The organism is Streptomyces sp. NPDC005004, assembly GCF_053600675.1.
The window spans coordinates 76,352-94,878 of record NZ_JBSGAH010000018.1 but is presented as its reverse complement, the minus strand read 5'-3'; the positions used below and the strand labels follow the sequence as shown (position 1 = coordinate 94,878).

The 18,527-nt window shown below is 71.1% G+C and carries 17 protein-coding genes; 6 read left to right on the top strand and 11 right to left on the bottom strand.

What is annotated here, in order from left to right:
* The first annotated feature begins 71 nt into the window (after window positions 1-71).
* Window positions 72-1,253, top strand: a complete 1,182-nt coding sequence (locus tag ACWEEU_RS24260; RefSeq protein ID WP_451734920.1) for a hypothetical protein — start codon at window positions 72-74, stop codon at window positions 1,251-1,253.
* Between the two features lie 164 nt (window positions 1,254-1,417).
* Here ACWEEU_RS24260 and ACWEEU_RS24255 read toward each other — a convergent pair whose 3' ends face one another.
* From ACWEEU_RS24255 to argS, 5 genes are all read right to left on the bottom strand, one after another.
* Entirely contained in the window at window positions 1,418-1,969 is a 552-nt protein-coding gene (locus ACWEEU_RS24255) for an SUKH-4 family immunity protein (RefSeq protein ID WP_385739316.1), read from the bottom strand.
* Window positions 1,970-1,980: 11 nt separating this feature from the next.
* The gene (locus ACWEEU_RS24250) at window positions 1,981-3,630 is read right to left on the bottom strand and encodes a nucleic acid/nucleotide deaminase domain-containing protein (RefSeq protein ID WP_451734918.1); all 1,650 of its coding nucleotides are present in this window, start codon (window positions 3,628-3,630) and stop codon (window positions 1,981-1,983) included.
* A 149-nt stretch (window positions 3,631-3,779) separates the two neighbouring features.
* The gene (locus tag ACWEEU_RS24245; protein ID WP_451734916.1) at window positions 3,780-5,429 is read right to left on the bottom strand and encodes a WD40 repeat domain-containing protein; all 1,650 of its coding nucleotides are present in this window, start codon (window positions 5,427-5,429) and stop codon (window positions 3,780-3,782) included.
* Between the two features lie 26 nt (window positions 5,430-5,455).
* Window positions 5,456-6,331 (bottom strand): SUKH-4 family immunity protein, encoded by an 876-nt coding sequence (locus tag ACWEEU_RS24240; protein WP_451734914.1) that lies wholly within the window; start codon window positions 6,329-6,331, stop codon window positions 5,456-5,458.
* Window positions 6,332-6,390: 59 nt separating this feature from the next.
* Window positions 6,391-8,172: an arginine--tRNA ligase gene (gene argS, locus ACWEEU_RS24235; protein ID WP_451734912.1), complete on the bottom strand. Its 1,782-nt coding sequence runs from the start codon at window positions 8,170-8,172 to the stop codon at window positions 6,391-6,393.
* 156 nt (window positions 8,173-8,328) lie between these two features.
* Here argS and lysS point away from each other — a divergent pair, with 156 nt between their 5' ends.
* Complete coding sequence (lysS, locus tag ACWEEU_RS24230) at window positions 8,329-10,071, top strand: lysine--tRNA ligase (RefSeq protein WP_385739331.1); 1,743 nt, start codon at window positions 8,329-8,331, stop codon at window positions 10,069-10,071.
* Window positions 10,072-10,143: 72 nt separating this feature from the next.
* Here lysS and ACWEEU_RS24225 read toward each other — a convergent pair whose 3' ends face one another.
* From ACWEEU_RS24225 to ACWEEU_RS24215, 3 genes are all read right to left on the bottom strand, one after another.
* A complete protein-coding gene (locus ACWEEU_RS24225; protein ID WP_385739334.1) occupies window positions 10,144-11,415 on the bottom strand; it encodes a DUF2637 domain-containing protein in 1,272 nt (423 codons plus the stop codon).
* 99 nt (window positions 11,416-11,514) lie between these two features.
* Window positions 11,515-12,426 carry a DUF3558 domain-containing protein gene (locus ACWEEU_RS24220; RefSeq protein WP_451734910.1) on the bottom strand — a complete coding sequence of 304 codons (912 nt, stop codon included), beginning with the start codon at window positions 12,424-12,426 and terminating at the stop codon, window positions 11,515-11,517.
* Window positions 12,427-12,552: 126 nt separating this feature from the next.
* Window positions 12,553-13,356 carry a DUF3558 domain-containing protein gene (locus tag ACWEEU_RS24215; RefSeq protein WP_451734908.1) on the bottom strand — a complete coding sequence of 268 codons (804 nt, stop codon included), beginning with the start codon at window positions 13,354-13,356 and terminating at the stop codon, window positions 12,553-12,555.
* A gap of 224 nt (window positions 13,357-13,580) precedes the next feature.
* Between ACWEEU_RS24215 and ACWEEU_RS24210 the strand changes: the two genes are divergently transcribed.
* On the top strand, window positions 13,581-14,774 hold the full coding sequence (locus ACWEEU_RS24210) for an RtcB family protein (protein WP_385739343.1): 1,194 nt from the start codon (window positions 13,581-13,583) through the stop codon (window positions 14,772-14,774).
* Between the two features lie 18 nt (window positions 14,775-14,792).
* Here the strand turns inward: ACWEEU_RS24210 and ACWEEU_RS24205 are convergent, their stop codons facing one another.
* The 3 genes from ACWEEU_RS24205 to ACWEEU_RS24195 all read right to left on the bottom strand — a co-directional run bounded on the left by ACWEEU_RS24205 (window position 14,793) and on the right by ACWEEU_RS24195 (window position 16,177).
* On the bottom strand, window positions 14,793-14,942 hold the full coding sequence (locus ACWEEU_RS24205; RefSeq protein WP_385739346.1) for a hypothetical protein: 150 nt from the start codon (window positions 14,940-14,942) through the stop codon (window positions 14,793-14,795).
* Window positions 14,942-15,718 (bottom strand): SDR family NAD(P)-dependent oxidoreductase, encoded by a 777-nt coding sequence (locus tag ACWEEU_RS24200; protein ID WP_451734906.1) that lies wholly within the window; start codon window positions 15,716-15,718, stop codon window positions 14,942-14,944. The genes ACWEEU_RS24205 and ACWEEU_RS24200 overlap by 1 nt, the downstream gene beginning before the upstream one ends.
* A 120-nt stretch (window positions 15,719-15,838) precedes the next feature.
* Window positions 15,839-16,177 (bottom strand): YnfA family protein, encoded by a 339-nt coding sequence (locus tag ACWEEU_RS24195; protein WP_385739352.1) that lies wholly within the window; start codon window positions 16,175-16,177, stop codon window positions 15,839-15,841.
* 491 nt (window positions 16,178-16,668) lie between these two features.
* On the opposite strand from ACWEEU_RS24195, the gene ACWEEU_RS24190 reads away from it, so the two are divergent.
* From ACWEEU_RS24190 to ACWEEU_RS24180, 3 genes are all read left to right on the top strand, one after another.
* A complete protein-coding gene (locus tag ACWEEU_RS24190; protein WP_451734904.1) occupies window positions 16,669-16,959 on the top strand; it encodes a hypothetical protein in 291 nt (96 codons plus the stop codon).
* A gap of 39 nt (window positions 16,960-16,998) precedes the next feature.
* Window positions 16,999-17,571, top strand: coding sequence for a MarR family winged helix-turn-helix transcriptional regulator (locus tag ACWEEU_RS24185; protein WP_385739358.1), 573 nt, complete (start codon window positions 16,999-17,001; stop codon window positions 17,569-17,571).
* A gap of 107 nt (window positions 17,572-17,678) precedes the next feature.
* Window positions 17,679-18,440 (top strand): DUF4232 domain-containing protein, encoded by a 762-nt coding sequence (locus ACWEEU_RS24180; RefSeq protein ID WP_451734901.1) that lies wholly within the window; start codon window positions 17,679-17,681, stop codon window positions 18,438-18,440.
* Window positions 18,441-18,527: the final 87 nt, after the last annotated feature.

Here is an 18,527-nt window from a genome sequence, read left to right as displayed (position 1 = left end):
GGTTGTGAACCGCGCTCACATCGTCTACCCAGGGAGCTTCGCGTTTCCTTGACCCCGACGAGAGTGAGCCCGTGTCCACCGCCCCGCCCCCCGAACGGCCCGACGAGTCCGGCCAGTCCGACGAGCCCGCGGCCATATCCGACGATCAGTGGGACACGTTCCTGCGCGAGACGGTCGAGGGCGGCGGGCCGCCCGCGCCGAAGGAGCCGTCGGCCCGGGCGCGGATGGTGGCGCGGCGGTTGCGCGAGGAGGGGGAGCGGGAGGCCGCCGCCGACCGGCGGTTCGGCCGTCGCCGCAAGGCGGCTCAGCCGGCGGAGCCGCCGGGCTGGCGTACCGGGCCCGCCGTGGGGGAGAAGCGGGGGACACGGCGCAGGCCGCTCTGGTCGGTGCTGGGGGTGCTGCTGGCCGTGGCGGTCTGCCTGGTCGCCGTACGGCCCTCCCTGCTCCTCGACCACATCCCCGGGGTCCGCTCGGCCGCCGATGACGCGCCGCCGTCCAGTGACGCCCCGGGCGCCGTCTCCGGGACGGCGACGCTCGACCACCCCTTCCGGGGGTCACCCGCGCTGATGTGGGACGAGGGCGCGGACGCGATCAAGTTGCCGTCCGCGAAGCCGGTCGCGGGCGTCAGCGAGGCCGATGTGGCGCTCGCGCTGCGGCTCACCAAGGAGTACCTCGTCGACACGAACCTCGACCCGGAGGTTCTGCGCGGCGGGCAGCCCGACAAGGCGCTGGCGCTTCTCGATCCCAAGCAGCCGGGGACGCTCGAGAAGCTCCGGCGCTCGCTGCGTGACCCGGACGCCGAGCACGACCCCGTCCAATACGTCAGCCGCTTCGACTCCGCGCGGGTGCGGCTCGTCGGTGACGTGGTCAAGGTGCGTGGCCACATGTCCTTCGCGGAGGGGCGCGCCGGCGAGGTGAAGGTCCACGCGGACTACACCTTCGTCTACCCGCTCGTACGGCGTGGTTCCGACGACGACCGCGTGGCCCGCTCCATCGTCCGCCGCGATGTGACGATGGAACTGCACGACCCGGCCAGGTGGGCTGCCGCGAAGGGCAAGCTGGCGGTCGGCTCGGTATCGGCGAACACCTACAACAACGAGTGCGGCGTCTCCGACGGCTACCTCCACCCGCTCTTCCCCGGCGACACCCCCGCCGGGACCCCGGCGAGCGGTGATCCCGAGGACCCGTACGACCGCAGCGAGGCCCTGGACAGCTCACGCGACGGCGTCTGCGGGCGGCTCGCGCGCTCCTGAGGCGCGTGCGGGGCGGCCGGCGGTCCTACGGACCACATGCCGGCCGCTGTGGCGTCCAGCACGAGGGTCCAGGTCGGGGTCGAAGTCCTCCGCGATGCCGAAGGGCAGCTCCTACTCCTCGGACGAGGGGATGCCCACTTCGGTGCCGCCTCTCCGCCGTGCGGTCACCACATGCCATCGAGGATTTCCTCGAGCATGATGTTCCACTCCGACTCCTCGTTTTCGAGCGGTGTGGGGTCGAAGCTCGTTACGGCTTCACGAAACCGGTGTACCACCGCTTCCAAGTCGATGCCCGGGCCCCGGGCGTCCAGCAGCTTGCGGAACTCGGTGAGGCAGAAGGCGAGCGACTCCACATCGTGATGCAGGAGCACACTGTCCTCGTCGCCCTCCATATAGGCGTGGACTTCCCCGGACTCCGGATCGATGGCGAGAAGTGTGGTGCGGAGGTAGCCAAGAACCGGCCAGTGGCGGCGCTCGGGGGGGCAGTCGAACTCGTCACCATCGAGGGCGAACAGAGGCCCCAGCTCGATGGGGTCCGGTTCTTCGACGCCTGCATCGGCACGCACCAGGAAGACGCGGTCGCTGGGTAGGCCGACGGTACTGAGGAACGTGGCGGTCCCGGGCTCGAGATCCGAGCCGACGTACTGGGGGAAGTAGACGATGCGGGCCAGCCCGTGTACCCGCACGAGTTCATCGCCGGTCACTGTGTTGTTCATGGTGCCGCGTCTCACTTCTTGCCGTGGGCCAACTTGAGCTTGTCGATGTAGGTGTTGTGCTGGTCGTTCTTGGTCTTCTGGTCGCTCTGGTCGTAGTCAGCCGCATGACTGACGGAGAAATCCGAGCCCCAGAAATAGGAGAGCCACTTGTTGCATCTCGGGTTCAATTGGCATGGCTCCCTCTCCGTGAAGACTTCCTTCAGCCCGGACTTGGCTCCCGCGTTCAGCAGCGGATGGCCGATGTTGCGTTCGGAGTGGAACCTGTCGTCGCTGTAACCGACCAGTATGGACTCGACGCCGCTCTTGGGGTCGAGGTAACGTCCGGCGGCGTAGTTGCCGGCTCCGTAGTCGTCCCGTGCCAGCCGGGCGAGCTGTGTGGCCTGGGCGAGGTCGCTCTCGGACGGATCGACCCTGGTGGAGCGGACGGTCCCCTTGTGCCCTCTGCCCGTGCGCCATTTCCGTAGATCCTGCTGAGTCTGCGGGCGCCAGACAGTACCGTCCGGCTGGATGATGCTGCTCAGGTTGTGATGGTCGCCCGCAGTGAGCCCCTTTGGGTCGACCTTGCCACCGGGCAGGAGCTTGTCGACCGACCCATCCGAATTGAGGATGTACGTCCGTGATGCGGCTCCGCCTTCGCCGTGATCCGTCTTGATCCGCTTCACCCGGTCCTCGACGTCGAGATCCGTCCCCTTGTGCAGGCGGGACGTCGCCTTGACGCGTTCCGGGATGGTGTCCCGGAGGTGTTTGCCGACCTTGACCATGGCTTTTTCGCAGCCGGTCAGGGCGCCGTGGAGCATGGCGTCGAACGGCTGGGTGAAGGCGTCGCGGCCTCGGGTGCGGCCGAAGGCGCCCCTCGCGCGACCGAGGGGGGAGATGCCGGCCAGGCGCAGTTCGCTGCCGTGCGTGGAGAGCCGGCCCGCCCCGTGCTCGAACTCCTCGTGGTCGATGAAGAGGTCGGCGCCCGAGGAACCTCCGCCGGAGGAGGCGAGGTCGAGGCCCGTGTCGCCGCCCGCCGAGGCCAGCTTCATGCCGTGGTGGCCGTGGGCGTTGTCGCCGCCGCCGTCGCCGGTGGGGACGGGCGGGAGAGAGAAGGCGTCGTCCACCATGTTCAGGACCGCGTCCTCGATCATCGCCTCCAGCTTGGCGTTGACCGGTTCGGTGACGCGGGCGATCAGTTCGTCGACGATCCGGTCGACCGCCTCGTCGATGAGGCGTTTGATCACTTGCCGCATCGCCGTGACCTCGGCGGCGCCGATGAGGGCGGACAGGCCGCCCGTGACGACCGCCAGGCCGGCCGAAATGCCCAAAGAGCCCGCCATGACGACGAGTTCGGCCTCGGCCTTGGTCTTCATCCCGAAGATGATGTCCGCGACGACGTCGCACGCGTCGGCGAACAGCCGGGCCAGCTCAGGGATCTTGTCGAGGTGGCCGGCCTTGACCTGGTTCCAGTGTTTCTCCATCGAGTCGACGGCCCAGCCGTGCGAGGAGGCCAGGATGCGCTCCACCGACTTGTGCGCGTCCGCCCCGTGCCCCTCGAACTTGTCGGCGAAGTCCCGCATGGCGTCGGCCATTTCGCGGTAGTCGTCCTCGTCGACGTTCGGGAAGTTGATGCCGATGAAGTCCAGTACGTCGTCCAGCCAGCCAGGCAGCGTGTAGCCCATCCCCGCGACGCCCCCTCATCCCCGTGACGCACTCTCCGTATGCGAAAACCCTAGCGAACTAAGGCAGTTGGGTCGCAAGGGCGTACGGGGTGTTCATGGCGGGGCTGTGACAACCCGCACGGTTCCATCACCGTGCGGGCACAGGCCGTTCAGCGGGGGCGCAGCGCGATCAGCGACTCGTCCGTGCCGACCACGAGCAGACCGGACCCCGTCACCGCCAACGCCCTTACCGCCAGGCCCGGATGGAACACGCGAGGCGGTCCGTCCGAGTCCAGCGTGTGGTGTTCCACCAGCCCGTCGGACCAGGCGACGGCCAGGACCGGGCCGTCCGGTGTGACTCCTGCGGCCAGGGCCGTCACCGGGCAGGGGCGGGCGGCCAGGGGCGTGCCGAGAGGCTCCGCCCGCGGGCCCCAGGCCCGGACCCGGCCGTCCAGGCCGCCGCTGTAGAGGAGGGGGATCGCCCGGCCCTCGGCCTCGGGAGGAACCGGCAGGTCCAGCGCCGCCAGGGCGGTCACCGGTCCCTCGTGCAGCACGGCATCGCGTACGGCGTCGCCCTCCAGGAAGGCGTGCACCTCCCCCGACGCGTCCCCCGTCGCCAGGACCCTCCCGGAAGCCGCCAGTGCCGTGCCCGGATGCTCCCTGAGCCGGGCGTTCACTCGTTCCAGCAGCCCTTCCAGCGGAGCCGGACCGTCGTCCAGCAACGCCTCCAGGCCCCCGCGCTCGCGGACCGCGCCCACCCGCAGGCGCACGGTGCCCTCGGCGTCCAGGCCCAGCACCTCGCCCTCGGGACCGGCGGCGAGAGCCTGGAGGCGGTCGGCGGAGCGTGGCAGGCGGCCGACCGGGGTCGCGCCCGCCTCGGCGAGCACACGGACCGTGCCCTGGTGGTCGGCGACCAGAAGCTGTCCGTCCCGCACCGACAGCGCCCGCGCCGGGCCCGGCCACGGCGGGCGCACGTCGTGGCGCACCCGGCGCCATGCCACCCGCCATCCGGAGCCGCCTGCCAGCGCCGCGAGGGTGTCCGGATGACGCGGGTCGGCCCCGTCGCCCAGGGCGGTGAGGAGGGTCAGGGCCCGCGCCGCGGGATCTCGCGCGTCCGTCAGGGACAGACCCGCCCGCAGCCATGCCTCCCTCAGGCCGCCGTGAGTCTCACCGGAACGTTCGAAGAGCCTCGTCACGTGCCACGGATCGGCCGCGCAGACCGCCGCCGGGTCGTCCAAGTCGACTACTGGAAGCGGGACTTCCGACTCGGAGACCGACTGGCCCGGCGTCCGCTGTGCCGCCCACTCGGCGTACCGTCCAGGGTCCGTCCACTGGTCCTCGTCCAGATTCATCACCGCGGCCCCGGTGGCCCGCAGCCGCGCACCCGCTTCCGGACGCGTCTCCACCACCAGGCGTATGTGGTCCACATCCGCGAGGGTCAGGGCGAGTTCGCTCACCGTCTCCGGGTCCTCCGCTGCGTGCAGGTCCGGCAGCACGAGCACCGTACGGCGCCTGTCCGCGGCCAGCGCGGCCACCAGCTCGCCCGGAGTGCGCGCCGCCATCGAAAGTTGCCGCGCCAGCGTCCAGGTTGCCGTCAGCGCTGACTGCCCGGCCAGCGGTGCGAACCCGTGCACCCGCCGTACCGACCGGGTGTCCGGGCGCGTGCCGTGGCCCACCAGCCAGGCCAGCAACGTCGATTTGCCGCAGCCCGCGCCGCCCGTGACCAGGCACAGCCTCGGCGCGGCCGGGTCCGCCAACCAGGACAGCAGGGCGGCGGCGGCCGGTTCGCGGCCTGCCGCCGGGCGGGACCAGCGGTCCATCGTGCGCTCCCCCTCCCGCGCCGGAGTCAGCCGCGTCCGCCGTGCTCCGCCGCGTACATGATCAGTTCCTTGAGGCCGTCCTCGCGGGACTCGGCGGTGTCGCCGTAGTCGAAGCTGTGCGTGAACTCCGCGTGCGGGAAGGTGGCCTGCAGCCAGACCGCACAGTAGTGGCCCGGCATCATGCAGGGCTCCAACTCGCAGTAAACACGGCGGACTTGGTCCGGGGTGACGCCCTGGGCGTGCAGGGTGTGCCAGACCAGTTCCTCGGGGTGGGGCAGGCCCGGTCCGGTCGAGTCGGTGGCGATCTGCTTGGCGCCGGAGGCGTCGACGTACTCGAAGGCGGCGGAGAAGGGGAAGTTGAGGGTGTGGCGCACGTCGTCCAGCACCTTCGGCCACCAGCTCTCGCGCTCCGCGAAGGCGCCGGGGTCGATCTGCCGCAGCTCGGCGTCGAGTTCGCGGAACGCGGCGGCGGCCACGGGGAGACTCGTCGAGGCGGCGATCACCGGGAGCCTGCGGTCGAGCGCGGCCAGGGCGGCGTCGAACTCCGGGACGCCGGAACTGACGAACATGTCGTCCTCGCCGACTTCGAGGAACACCGCCTGGACCGCGCCGTCCGGCCGCACGCACAGGTGCGCCAGCGGGTCCGTGCCGATCCGCAGCCAGTCCTCCTGCCCGGCGGGCGCGCGCAGCCCCTGGTGCCCGGCGAACATCCCCAGGGTCAGCCCGTCGGTGTCGCCCGCCGCCGTGAAGTACGGCGCCACGTGCACCGGAACCCCGGTGTCCGTCAGCGCCCCACGGGCCGCCTCGGGCAGCCGTATCCCGTACGAACCGGGGATCTGGAACCGGCGCATCCCGTCCGGGCCGAAGTGCTCCGTGGACGGGTCGGGAACGCGCTCGGGCATCGGGCACCTCTCGGTCGGTGGGGAGCGGTCACTCCCCACCGACCTTAAGGGGTCCGGCGTCAGAGCTTCTCGGGCGTGCGGATGCCGAGAAGGGCCATGCCCTGGTGGAGGGTGCGGGCCGTGACGTCGCACAGGAAGAGGCGGTTCTCCACCTGGGCCGGCGTCTCGGCCTTCAGGACCGGGCACTTGTCGTAGAAGGCGGTGTACAGGGAGGCGAGCTGGTACAGGTACGCGGCCAGCTTGTGCGGGGCGTACTCCGCTGCCGCCTCCGCGGCGACCTCGCCGAAGGAGTCGGCGTGCAGACCCAGCGCCCGCTCGGTCTCGGTCAGTTCCAGCTCGGGGTGGGCCACCGGGCGGACCTCGCCCGCCTTGCGCAGGATGGACTGGATACGGGCGTACGCGTACTGGAGGTACACCGAGGTGTCGCCGTTGAGCGAGACCATCTGGTCCAGGTCGAACTTGTAGTCCCGGTTCGCCGAGGTCGACAGGTCCGCGTACTTCACCGCGCCGATGCCCACCTGGGCGCCGCGCTCGGCGATCTCCTCCTCGGAGAGGTCCTGCGCCTTCTCGCGCACGACCGCCGCCGCGCGCTCCACCGCCTCGTCCAGCAGATCCACCAGCCGCACCGTCTCGCCTTCACGCGTCTTGAACGGCTTGCCGTCCTTGCCGAGGACCGTGCCGAAGGCGAGCTGGACCGCGTGGACGTCGTCGCCGAGCCAGCCGGCGCGGCGGGCGGTCTCGAAGACCATCTTGAAGTGGAGGGCCTGGCGGGCGTCCACCACGTAGAGGAGGGTGTTCGCCTTGAGGTTGAAGACGCGGTCGCGGATCGCCGAGAGGTCGGTGGCCGCATAGCCGTAGCCGCCGTCGGACTTCTGGACGATCAGCGGGACGGGCTGGCCGTCGGGGCCCTTGACGTCGTCGAAGAACACGCAGAGCGCGCCCTCGGAGCGGACCGCGACGCCGGACTCCTCCAGGAGGCGGCAGGTCTCGGCCAGCATGTCGTTGTAGCCGGACTCGCCGACCACGTCCGCGTCGTGGATCTCCATGTCCAGCTTGTCGAAGACGGAGTAGAAGTAGATCTTCGACTCGTCGACGAACCGCTGCCACATGGCCAGCGTCGCGGGGTCGCCCGCCTGGAGGTCGACCACCCGGCGGCGGGCCCGCGTCTTGAACTCCTCGTCGGAGTCGAAGAGCACCCGGGCCGCCTTGTAGAGGCGGTTCAGGTTGGACATGGCCTCCTCGCCGGAGACCTCGGTGACCTCGGAGTCCGCGGACTCCTTGTGGTCCAGCTCGTGCGGGTGCTCCTCCAGGTACTGGATGAGCATGCCGAACTGGGTGCCCCAGTCGCCGATGTGGTGGCGGCGTACCACCTTCTCGCCGGTGAACTCCAGCAGCCGGACGACGGAGTCGCCGATGACCGCCGAGCGCAGATGGCCGACGTGCATCTCCTTGGCCACGTTCGGCTGGGCGTAGTCGATCACCGTGGTGCCCGGGTGGGCGGCGAGCGGGACACCGAGGCGGCCCGTGTCGTCCGCGTACCGCGCGGCCAGGTTCTTCGTGATCGCGCCGTCCGCCACGGAGATGTTGAGGAAGCCGGGGCCCGAGACCTCGACGTCCGCGATCACGTCACCCGTGGCGACCCGGGAGACGACCTCGGTCGCCAGCTCGCGCGGGTTCGCCTTCGCCTTCTTGGCGAGCGCCAGGATCCCGTTGGCCTGGTAGTCGGCCCGGTCGCTTCGTCGCAGCAGCGGGTCCGCACCGGCGGCCTCCGGCAGGGCGGCCGAGAGGGCGGAGGCGAGATGCTGCTGGACGGCGTCGCTGAGGGACGTGACCGAGGCCATAGGTAAGGGTGCCGTTCTCCTCGTGGGAATGGATGGTCCCGGCCAGTATCCCACGGGGCGTAAAGCCGTTTTTTCGTGCGCGTGGCCGTCTGGGATTATGAGAGGAGGCCGACGGACGAGCGACCGCCGGACCAACAACACTCCGAACTGAAGGACGTGCCGATCGTGGCTCAGAGCACCGAGACCACCGACTGGGTCTCCCGTTTCGCGGATGACGTCATCCAGGAGTCGGAGCGTCGGGCTCCGGGCAAACCGGTCGTCGTCGCCTCGGGGCTCTCCCCCTCCGGCCCGATCCACCTGGGCAACCTGCGCGAGGTCATGACCCCGCACCTGGTCGCGGACGAGATCCGCCGCCGCGGGTACCAGGTCCGCCACCTGATCTCCTGGGACGACTACGACCGCTACCGCAAGGTGCCGGCCGGCATCGCGGGTGTCGACGAGTCCTGGGCCGAGCACATCGGCAAGCCGCTGACCTCGGTCCCGGCGCCGCAGGGCTCCTCGTTCCCGAACTGGGCCGAGCACTTCAAGGCCGCCATGGTCGAGGCGCTCGCCGAGCTGGGCGTGGAGTTCGACGGGATCAGCCAGACCGCGCAGTACACCTCGGGCGTCTACCGCGAGCAGATCCTGCACGCGATGAAGCACCGCGGTGACATCGACGCGATCCTCGCCCAGTACCGCACGAAGAAGGCGCCGGGCAAGAAGCCGCAGCAGAAGGCGGTCGACGAGGCCGAGCTGGAGGCCGAGGAGGGTTCCGGCGCCGCCGCCGAGGACGACGGCAGCTCCGGCTCCGCCGGGTACTTCCCGTACAAGCCGTACTGCGGCCAGTGCGGCAAGGACCTCACCACCGTCACCTCCTACGACGACGACACCACCGAGCTGGCCTACACCTGCACCGCGTGCGGCTTCGCCGAGACCGTCCGGCTGAGCGAGTTCAACCGCGGCAAGCTGGTCTGGAAGGTCGACTGGCCGATGCGCTGGGCCTACGAGGGCGTGATCTTCGAGCCCTCCGGTGTCGACCACTCCTCGCCGGGCTCCTCCTTCCAGGTCGGCGGCCAGATCGTCGGGATCTTCGACGGCGAGCAGCCCATCGGCCCGATGTACGCGTTCGTCGGCATCTCCGGCATGGCCAAGATGTCGTCCTCGCGCGGTGGCGTGCCCACCCCGGGCGACGCGCTGAAGATCATGGAGCCGCAGCTCCTGCGCTGGCTGTACGCACGCCGCCGCCCCAACCAGTCCTTCAAGATCGCCTTCGACCAGGAGATCCAGCGCCTCTACGACGAGTGGGACAAGCTCGCCGGAAAGGTCCAGGACGGCTCCGCGCTCCCGGGTGACGTCGCCGCGTACACCCGCGCGGTGGGCACCGCCGCCGGTGAGCTGCCGAAGACCCCGCGCCCGCTGCCGTACCGCACGCTGGCCTCGGTCGCGGACATCACCGCGGGTCACCAGGACCAGGCGCTGCGCATCCTGTCCGAGCTGGACCCGGCGAACCCGATCACCGACCTCGCCGACGCCCGCCCCCGGTACGACAAGGCCGAGGCGTGGATCAACACCTACGTCCCCGCCGACCAGCGCACCATCGTGCGCGAGGAGCCGGACGCCGAGCTGCTGAAGTCGCTGGACGAGGAGGGCCGCGAGTCGCTGCGCCTGCTGGTCGACGGGCTCGCGGACAACTGGTCCCTGGACGGCCTGACCCACCTGGTCTACGGCGTCCCGAAGGTGCGCGCCGGCTTCTCCGCCGACGCCACCGCCAAGGAGCTGCCGCCGGAGATCAAGACCGCCCAGCGGACCTTCTTCGCCCTGCTGTACCACCTGCTGGTCGGCCGCGACACCGGCCCGCGTCTGCCCACCCTGCTGCTGGCCGTGGGCCAGGACCGGGTGCGGGCGCTGCTCGGGGAGTAGACCGCGTCGTTACGCGAAGAGGGGGCGCCCGGTGTCGTACCGGGCGCCCCCTCCGCGTATGCCTGTCGCGGGTCAGGCGATGTGGTCCTCTTCCATCTCCTTCATGTGACGCTGCTGGAAGCGCTCGGCCAGCACCTTCGCGTCACCGGAGTCGATGGCCAGGCCGTAGGTGGCCTGTATGTCGTCGGCCAGCATCGGGCCCGTCGGGTAACTGCCGTCTATCGACTGCCGGAAGACCTGGTACAGGTCCTCCTCGTCCGGCTCGGGCACGCCGCCGCCCTCGCCCAGCTCACGGGTGCGGTTCGGGCCGACCGGGATCGGGAAGCTGCCCGTCTCCTCCGGGGAGGGCTGCTGGAACTGCTCCTGCGGCTGCTCCTCGTACCACTCCTCGTACTGCTCGTCGGGCACGTACTGGGGGTCGGGGACCGGCTCGAAGGACGGGTCGTAGCCGCCCTGGTACTCGACCTCGCCCGGCGCCTTCCCCTGGAACCAGGGGCTCTGCTCGTCGCCCTCGGGGCCCATGGGGGCGCCCTGCGGCTGCTGGAACTGCCCGACGGGCGACTGCTGTCGGGGCGGCGCCTGGTCCGGGCCCGGGCCCATCGCGGCCGCCTGGGGCGCCACAGCCGCCTGGAGCTCGACCCGCTGGGACAGCGCCGGCACCGGCGGAGCCATCGTCACCGCCTCGATGCCCGCCGCCGCGAGGCCCGAAGGTGCGGTCTCCGCGAGGGGGACGCCGTAGCGGGCCAGGCGCAGCGGCATCAGGGACTCCACGGGCGCCTTGCGGCGCCAGGCGCGGCCGAAGCGGGAGCGCAGACGCGCCTGGTAGACGAGACGTTCCTGCTCCAGCTTGATGACCTGCTCGTAGGAGCGCAGCTCCCACAGCTTCATCCGCCGCCACAGCAGGAACGTCGGCACCGGGGAGAGCAGCCAGCGCGTGATGCGCACGCCCTCCATGTGCTTGTCCGCCGTGATGTCCGCGATCCGGCCGACCGCGTGCCGCGCCGCCTCCACGGAGACCACGAACAGGATCGGGATCACCGCGTGCATCCCGACGCCCAGCGGGTCCGGCCACGCGGCCGCGCCGTTGAAGGCGATGGTGGCCGCGGTGAGCAGCCAGGCCGTCTGGCGCAGCATCGGGAAGGGGATGCGCATCCAGGTCAGCAGCAGGTCGAGCGCGAGCAGCACGCAGATGCCCGCGTCGATGCCGACCGGGAACACATAGGAGAAGTTCCCGAAGCCCTTCTTGAGGGCCAGTGCGCGGACGGCCGCGTACGAACCGGCGAAGCCGATACCGGCGATGATCAAGGCGCCGGCCACGACCACGCCGATGAGTACGCGGTGCATCCGAGTCAGCTGAAGTGGCGCGGCCACTCGTACTCCCCTCCCGTTACGTGTTGTTGCGCGCAACAGGGTGGCACACGTGTACGCCGAACGTGGTGCCGGTCAGTTCTTCTCGTCGTCCTTCGCGGACGCCGAGGCGCTGGGGGAGGCGGACTTGGAAGCCTTGCCGGAGGGCGAGGCGGACGCCTTTCCGGACGGCTTCTTCGACGGGGAGGTGGAGGATTCGTCGCCCGAACCCGCCGCCTGACCACGGCCGTTGGCGGCGGAGACGGAGGCGATGACTTCCTTCGCGGCCTTCTCGGCGTCCTTCGTCAGGTCGTCGGCGTCCGGCGTCTTCTCGCCCGCCAGGCCCGCGCCGTTGTAGTCGAGCGTGACGACCACATTCTGGACTCGGGCGACCACCGTCTGCTGCTTGAAGGCGCCTTCCTTCTTCTTCAGGTCGTAGCGCACCGCCGTCGCCTCGTCGCCCGTGCCGGTCACCGGCTGCGACTTGGTGCCCTTGGCGCCCGAGACGTGCTGGGCGTCGGTGAGCTGCTGGGTGTAGTACGAGTGCGCCTGGTCGTTGCCGCTGCCGCGGGCCGCGTCGGAGTCGAAGCGCAGCAGGGAGACGCTCAGCCAGCGGAACTGCGAGCCCTTGACGCCGTTGTCGTCCAGGCTGGTCCACGAGCAGGAGGAGCGGGCGGCGGTGTCGTCGCTCTTGCCCTTCTTGCCGGACTTGGACTTCGGCACCAGGTCGCCCAGCGTCTTCTTCGCCAGCACGCCGCAGGGGTCGGGGAGCTTCTGGTACGCGGCCGGGGCGACCGTCGGGGAGGCGTCCGGCGAGGACTTGCCCGCCGTGTCACCGCCCGCGGTCCGCTGGGCGGCCGGGGTGTCCTTGTTCGCGGAGTCGCCGGAGTCCGACGAGCATCCCGCGGTGATCAGCACCGCGGGCACCGCGGCCGCGCACACCAGAACGCGGCTCAGGCGCCCGGCTCGGAGGTGGGCACGGTCGTCTCGCTGTACGGCTCGCTGCATGGTTCCTTCACTCATGACGCTCGGTGTTCGTGCGGGTTCCTGCGGGGTCACCGTACGCGGTGAAGGAGACGTGTGTTTCCGGTTCGCGCGGTGCGCGAAGTGACGGAAGGGTCGGGCGAGGGGGCGTCAGCCGTCCAGCTTGTCGGCCAGTTGAGAGGCCAGATCCCGGGCCCTGTCCTGCATTTCCTTGCTGTCCGGGACCGCTCCGACGACCATCGGCTGCTCCTCGTACTCAAGGGTGACGACGACGTTGGACGTGCGGAACACCACAGTCACGGTGCGCGGTTCGGACGTCGAGCCGGAGGTCGGGAGCTGGTCGTCGAGGTACGCCTCGTCGCCGAGGTCGGGCAGCGTGCGGGGGCGCAGATCGGCGGCGTCGGCGGCGGTCTCCGAGGGGTCGGCGCTTGCGCTCGCGTTTGGGCTCGCCGTGGCGCTGGGGTCGGCGGAGGGGGAGGCGGGTTCGCCGCCCGGGGTGCCGGGGGCGGGGAGATGGGCGGCCTTCTCCATGCCCTGGAACAGCTTGCGGGCCTCGTTGTCGTCGCTGACCGCGTTGTCGAACGACACCACGCGCTCGAAGTCCACCGAGAGGCGGTCGGTCGCGGTGGTGGATTCCACCTTCCAGTGGCAGCCCACCTTGCGGTCGGTGTCGTAGGTCAGCTCCGGCACGCCCCGGTACGCCTTGTCACGCTGGTCGGGGTCGGTGATCTGGCGGATGCCCGGCAGCATCGTGGCGAGGGTGTCGTGGCCGACGGCGCCGCAGGGCTCGGGCAGATTCCGGTACTTGCCGGGCTGGGCGGCGACGGTGGCGGTGCTCGCGTCGCCCGGGTTGGCGTCGTCGGCCGGACTCGCTCCGTCCGAGCCGCTCGTGCAGCCTGTCAGCAGCGCCGCGAGGAGGGCGGCGGTACCGATGACATGGGCCTTCCGCTGCACGGTCGGGCTCCTCTCGACGGGGATGCGGGGCGCGGTGCGCGCGCCGGTGCTCCAGTGTCCCCGCTGGTTATTCGCTTGCCGCGGCGGGGCGCCTGCTGGACACAATGTGTATCGCACGCACCACCGCGGACGCCGGTCCCTTGTCCCTTTTCCCTGACCCTGGCGCCGCTTTTGCGTTCTGCGCCTTTTGAGGCTTTTTCCGTCACCGGGGGAACGAGGAAGAGATGTCGTACGTCGAGATACCGGGCGCCCGTGTGCCCGTCCGCATGTGGGCCGACCCCGCCACCGTCGAGGACGGCGCCCTGCGCCAGCTCCAGAACGTGGCCACGCTCCCCTGGGTGCGCGGACTCGCCGTCATGCCGGACGTCCACTACGGCAAGGGCGCGACGGTCGGCTCGGTCATCGCGATGCGGGACGCGGTGTGTCCGGCGGCGGTGGGGGTGGACATCGGGTGCGGGATGTCGGCGGTGCGGACGTCGCTGACGGCGAACGATCTGCCGGGGGATCTGGCGCGGCTCAGGTCGCGGATCGAGCAGATGATTCCGGTGGGGCGGGGGATGCACGAGGACCCTGTCGAGCCCGGACAGTTCCACGGTCTGGCGACGGCCGGGTGGGCGGAGTTCTGGGGGCGCTTCGACGGGGTCGCCGGAGCGGTGAAGTTCCGTGAGGAGCGCGCCCACAAGCAGATGGGAACGCTAGGCAGCGGCAACCACATGATCGAAGTCTGTCTCGACCAGTCGGATTCGGTCTGGCTCATGCTCCACTCCGGCTCCCGCAACATCGGCAAGGAACTGGCCGAACACCACATCGGCGTCGCGCAGAAACTCCCGCACAACCAGGGCCTGGTGGACCGCGACCTGGCCGTCTTCGTCGCGGACACCCCGCAGATGGCGGCCTACCGCAACGACCTGTTCTGGGCGCAGGAGTACGCCAAGTACAACCGCACGCTCATGATGGCGCTCCTCAAGGACGTCATCCGCAAGGAGTTCAAGAAGGCGAAGCCCGTCTTCGAGCCGGAGATCTCCTGCCACCACAACTACGTGGCGGAGGAGCGGTACGACGGCATGGACCTGCTGGTCACCCGTAAGGGCGCGATCCGGGCCGGTTCCGGCGAGTACGGCATCATCCCCGGCTCCATGGGGACGAGTTCGTACATCGTGAAGGGCCTCGGCAACGAGAAGGCCTTCAACTCCGCCTCCCACGGCGCCGGCCGCCGCATGAGCCGCGGCGCCGCCAAGCGCCACTTCACGCTCAAGGACCTCGAGTACCAGACCCGCGGCGTGGAATGCCGCAAGGACTCCGGCGTCCTGGACGAGATCCCCGGCGCCTACAAGAACATCGACCAGGTGATGGAGCAGCAGCGCGACCTGGTCGAAGTGGTGGCGAAGCTCAAGCAGTTCGTCTGCGTGAAGGGCTGAACTCCGCGCCAAGGCGGCCTACTTGGCGTGCCTGACCGCGTAGATCATGACGAACGCGAACACGTGGATGCCGAAGAGGAAGTACGCCAGGAAGTACCAGACCTGGCGTTCGTCCTTGGTCTCCTGGGCGAGGCGGCGTTGTTCGGGGGAGTCGTCGTCGGCCGGCATCACAGTTCCCGGTGGACCTTGGTGTTGGATGCCTGGGCGCGGGGGCGGAGGACCAGGAGGTCCACGTTGACGTGGCTGGGGCGGGTGACCGCCCAGGTGATCGTCTCGGCCACGTCGTCGGCGGTGAGGGGGGCGGCGACGCCCTCGTAGACCTTGGCGGCCTTGGCGGCGTCGCCGTCGAAGCGGGTCAGGGCGAACTCGTCGGTCTTGACCATGCCGGGGGCGATCTCCACGACGCGGACCGGCTTGCCGACGATCTCCAGGCGGAGGGTCTCGGCGAGGACGTGCTCACCGTGCTTGGCGGCGACGTAGCCCGCGCCGCCCTCGTACGTGCCGAGCCCGGCGGTGGAGGAGACGACGACCACCACGCCGTCGCCGCCGGCCTCCAGCTTGGGGAGCAGGGCCTGGGTGACGTTCAGGGTGCCGATGACGTTCGTCTCGTACATCGTGCGCCAGTGCTCCGGGTCGCCGGTCGCCACCGGGTCCGCGCCGAGCGCGCCGCCCGCGTTGTTGACCAGCACGCCGATCGTGCGGAAGGCGGTGGCGAACTCGTCCACCGCCGCGCGGTCCGTCACGTCCAGCGGGTACGCCGTCGCCGCGTGGCCGGCAGCGTTCAGCTCCTCCGCGAGCGCCTCGATGCGGTCCTTGCGGCGCGCGGTGAGGACGACCCGGTACCCGGCCTCGGCCAGGCTGCGGGCGGTGGCCGCGCCGATCCCGCTGCTCGCGCCCGTGACGACGGCGATACGGGCGGCGGCGGACGGGGCTGCGGGGGCCATGGGCTGCTCCTGTGCGGTCAAGGGGACACGGGGTCATGGAATCGGGGCGCTGCCCGTCCAGCGTAGGCGAGCGGGGGCGGCGGCTCTCCGGGGGTCGCGTGCTGGTGGCCGCCCCGCTCCTCAGCCACCGTTCCTCGGCGCCCACATGATCAGCGCCATCCCCGCCAGACACACCAGCGCGCCCGCGAGGTCCCACCGGTCGGGGCGGTAGCCGTCCGCGACCACGCCCCACAGGATCGACCCCGCCACGAAGATGCCGCCGTACGCGGCCAGGATGCGGCCGAAGTGGGCGTCCGGCTGGAAGGTGGCGACGAAGCCGTACGCGCCGAGGGCCAGGACCCCGCCCGCCATCCACAGCCAGCCGCGGTGCTCGCGCACGCCCTGCCAGACCAGCCACGCGCCGCCGATCTCGAAGAGCGCGGCGACGACGAAGAGGGCGGCGGAGCGGAGGATCAGCATGGGGGCAGGGTGTCATCCCCCCTCCGGGGTGTTCACCTGATGGACGGCGCCTGTCCTGCCGCTTGCGTGGCATACATCCCCTGGGCCCCGGTACGACCGCGCGCCACGGCCCCTCGGTACGGCAGCGGTACGGCAGCGGGCTGGAAGGGGTGAGCGGCGTGGGCGTGCGGGCCAGGACGTGGGTGCTGCTGGGTGTGTGCGGGGGCGCGGCGCTGGGCTTCGGGGGGACGGCGGGGGCGGCGGAGAGCGGTTTCCCGGCGGCGAGGGTGCCCGGGACCGCCGTGTCCGCGGGAAGTGCGGCGAGTGCGGCGCGATCCGGCAGTGCGCCGGTCATGGCATCCCGGACCGCCCTCCGTTCCGTCACGGCATCCCGCCCCACCTCCCGCTCCGCCACGCCACCCCACGCCGATCTCTCCTTTCACGGGCACGCCGCTCTCGCCGGGAATCGGGTCGAGGTCCGGCTCACTCCCCGGGACGCGGGTCCTTCTGCCGTGCCGGACGCGAGTGTGCGGTTGCGGTGGTCGGTGGCGTTGGCGGACCGGCAGGTGCTTCCGGCGGCCTGTGCGCGGACCGGGGCGCGGACCGTCGTGTGCGGGACCGGCGCGCTGGCCGTGGGCCGGACCGGGCGTGCCCTCACGCTGTCCCTCGCCCTGCGCCGGGCGGCCTCGGAGGTCACCCTGGAGGTGGAGCCCGCCTGGAACGGCGGCGTGAGCGACCCGGACCGCTCGAACGACCGCCTGAAGGTGCTGGTCCTGGACACGGGGGACGCGTACGCGTTCTGAGCGGCCGCAGCCGACGGACAGCACCTACAGGAGGTCCACATGGCCGGGAACGACCCCGCCCGGGCCGGGCTGCTGGCGGAGCTGGACGCGGTGTCCCGGCGGTACATCGCCTCGTACGCCCTGTTCAGCCAGGCCGTCGCCGACCGGATCGGGCTGCACCCCACCGACCTCCAGTGCCTGAACCTGCTCACCCTGGAGCCGGAGCCGGTCACCACCGGACGGGTCGCGGAGCTGACCGGGCTCACCACCGGGTCGGCCACCCGCCTGGTCGACCGGCTGGAGCGGGCCGGATACGTCGTACGGGGGCGGGACGAGGCGGACCGGCGCCGGGTCCTCGTGGTGCCCGTACCGGAGCGGATCGCGGAGTTCCGGCGGGTGTGGGAGACGCTGTCCGGCGACTGGTACCGGATCTTCGACGAGCTGGACGACGCCGAACTCGCCGTGATCCTCAGGCACATGGAGCGCACGGTGGAGTTCTCCGGGGAGCAGGCGGCCCGGCTGCGCGAGGAGCGGGCGGCGGAGGACCGCAGGACGCCGGCGGAGTCCGGCGGCGGGCGTCAGCCCGACGTCAGCGAGGCGTCAGCGAAACGTGGGGACGGGGGCGGAGAGTAGTCGATGTCAGCAGGTCGGGCGGGTTTCACCCGCTTTTCCGGTCACTCCCGGTACGACCTCACGACCTCACGACCTCACGATCTCACGAATCTCACGGGGGAATTCCCATGCGTACGCTCCACCGCTCCACCGCGCTCGCCGCCACCGGCACCGCCGTCCTCGCCGTCGCCCTGACCGCGTGCGGCGGCTCCGACGGCGGCGCGAAGGACGAGGGCGCCGCACGACCCGCCGCCACGGTGGCGGCCCAGCCGTCGAAGGCCGCCCCGGCGGCTTCCGCGGGCACGGCCTCGGCGCGGTCCGGCGGCACGTCGAAGGACGCCGGATCCGGTGACGGGACGACCGTCACGAAGAGCGCCACCGCCAAGCAGGCCGCCACCAAGGCCGGCGGCTCGAAGGACACCGACAGCTACGCCTACACCCACCCCTGCGCGGGCGGCCAGGTGACCGTGCGGGTGACCAGGCGCGCCGCCACCCAGCGGGTCATCGAGGTGCGCAACACCGGCGCGAGCGCCTGCGGCCTGAGCTACCACCCCGCCGTCGACCTGGGCTCCTCCACGGCGGCCGACCAGAGCCACAACATCAGGCCGCTGGTCCCCGGCGGCCTCGGCGGTCCGCCCGCGTACGCGCTCCACGCGGGCCGCACCGCCTACGCCGTGATCGACCTCGACCCGAGCGGCGCCACCACCGGCACCGCGCCCGGCGTCGACGAGATGAACGTGCTGGCCGACGGCGACCACATGCCCGCCGCCGAGACCCGGAACTTCCCGCTCGGCTCCGGGGCGAAGGTCCTCGAGCCGAAGCTGGGCCTGTACAGCGACACGGTCGCGCGGGCGGTCGCCTCGATGCGGCAGGCGGACACGCGCTCCTGACCCGCCGGGCCCCAGGCCGGGCCCGGTGACGGTGAGATCCCGGTAAAAAGGACCACCGTGGATCACCGGGCCCGGCCGAACGCCCGC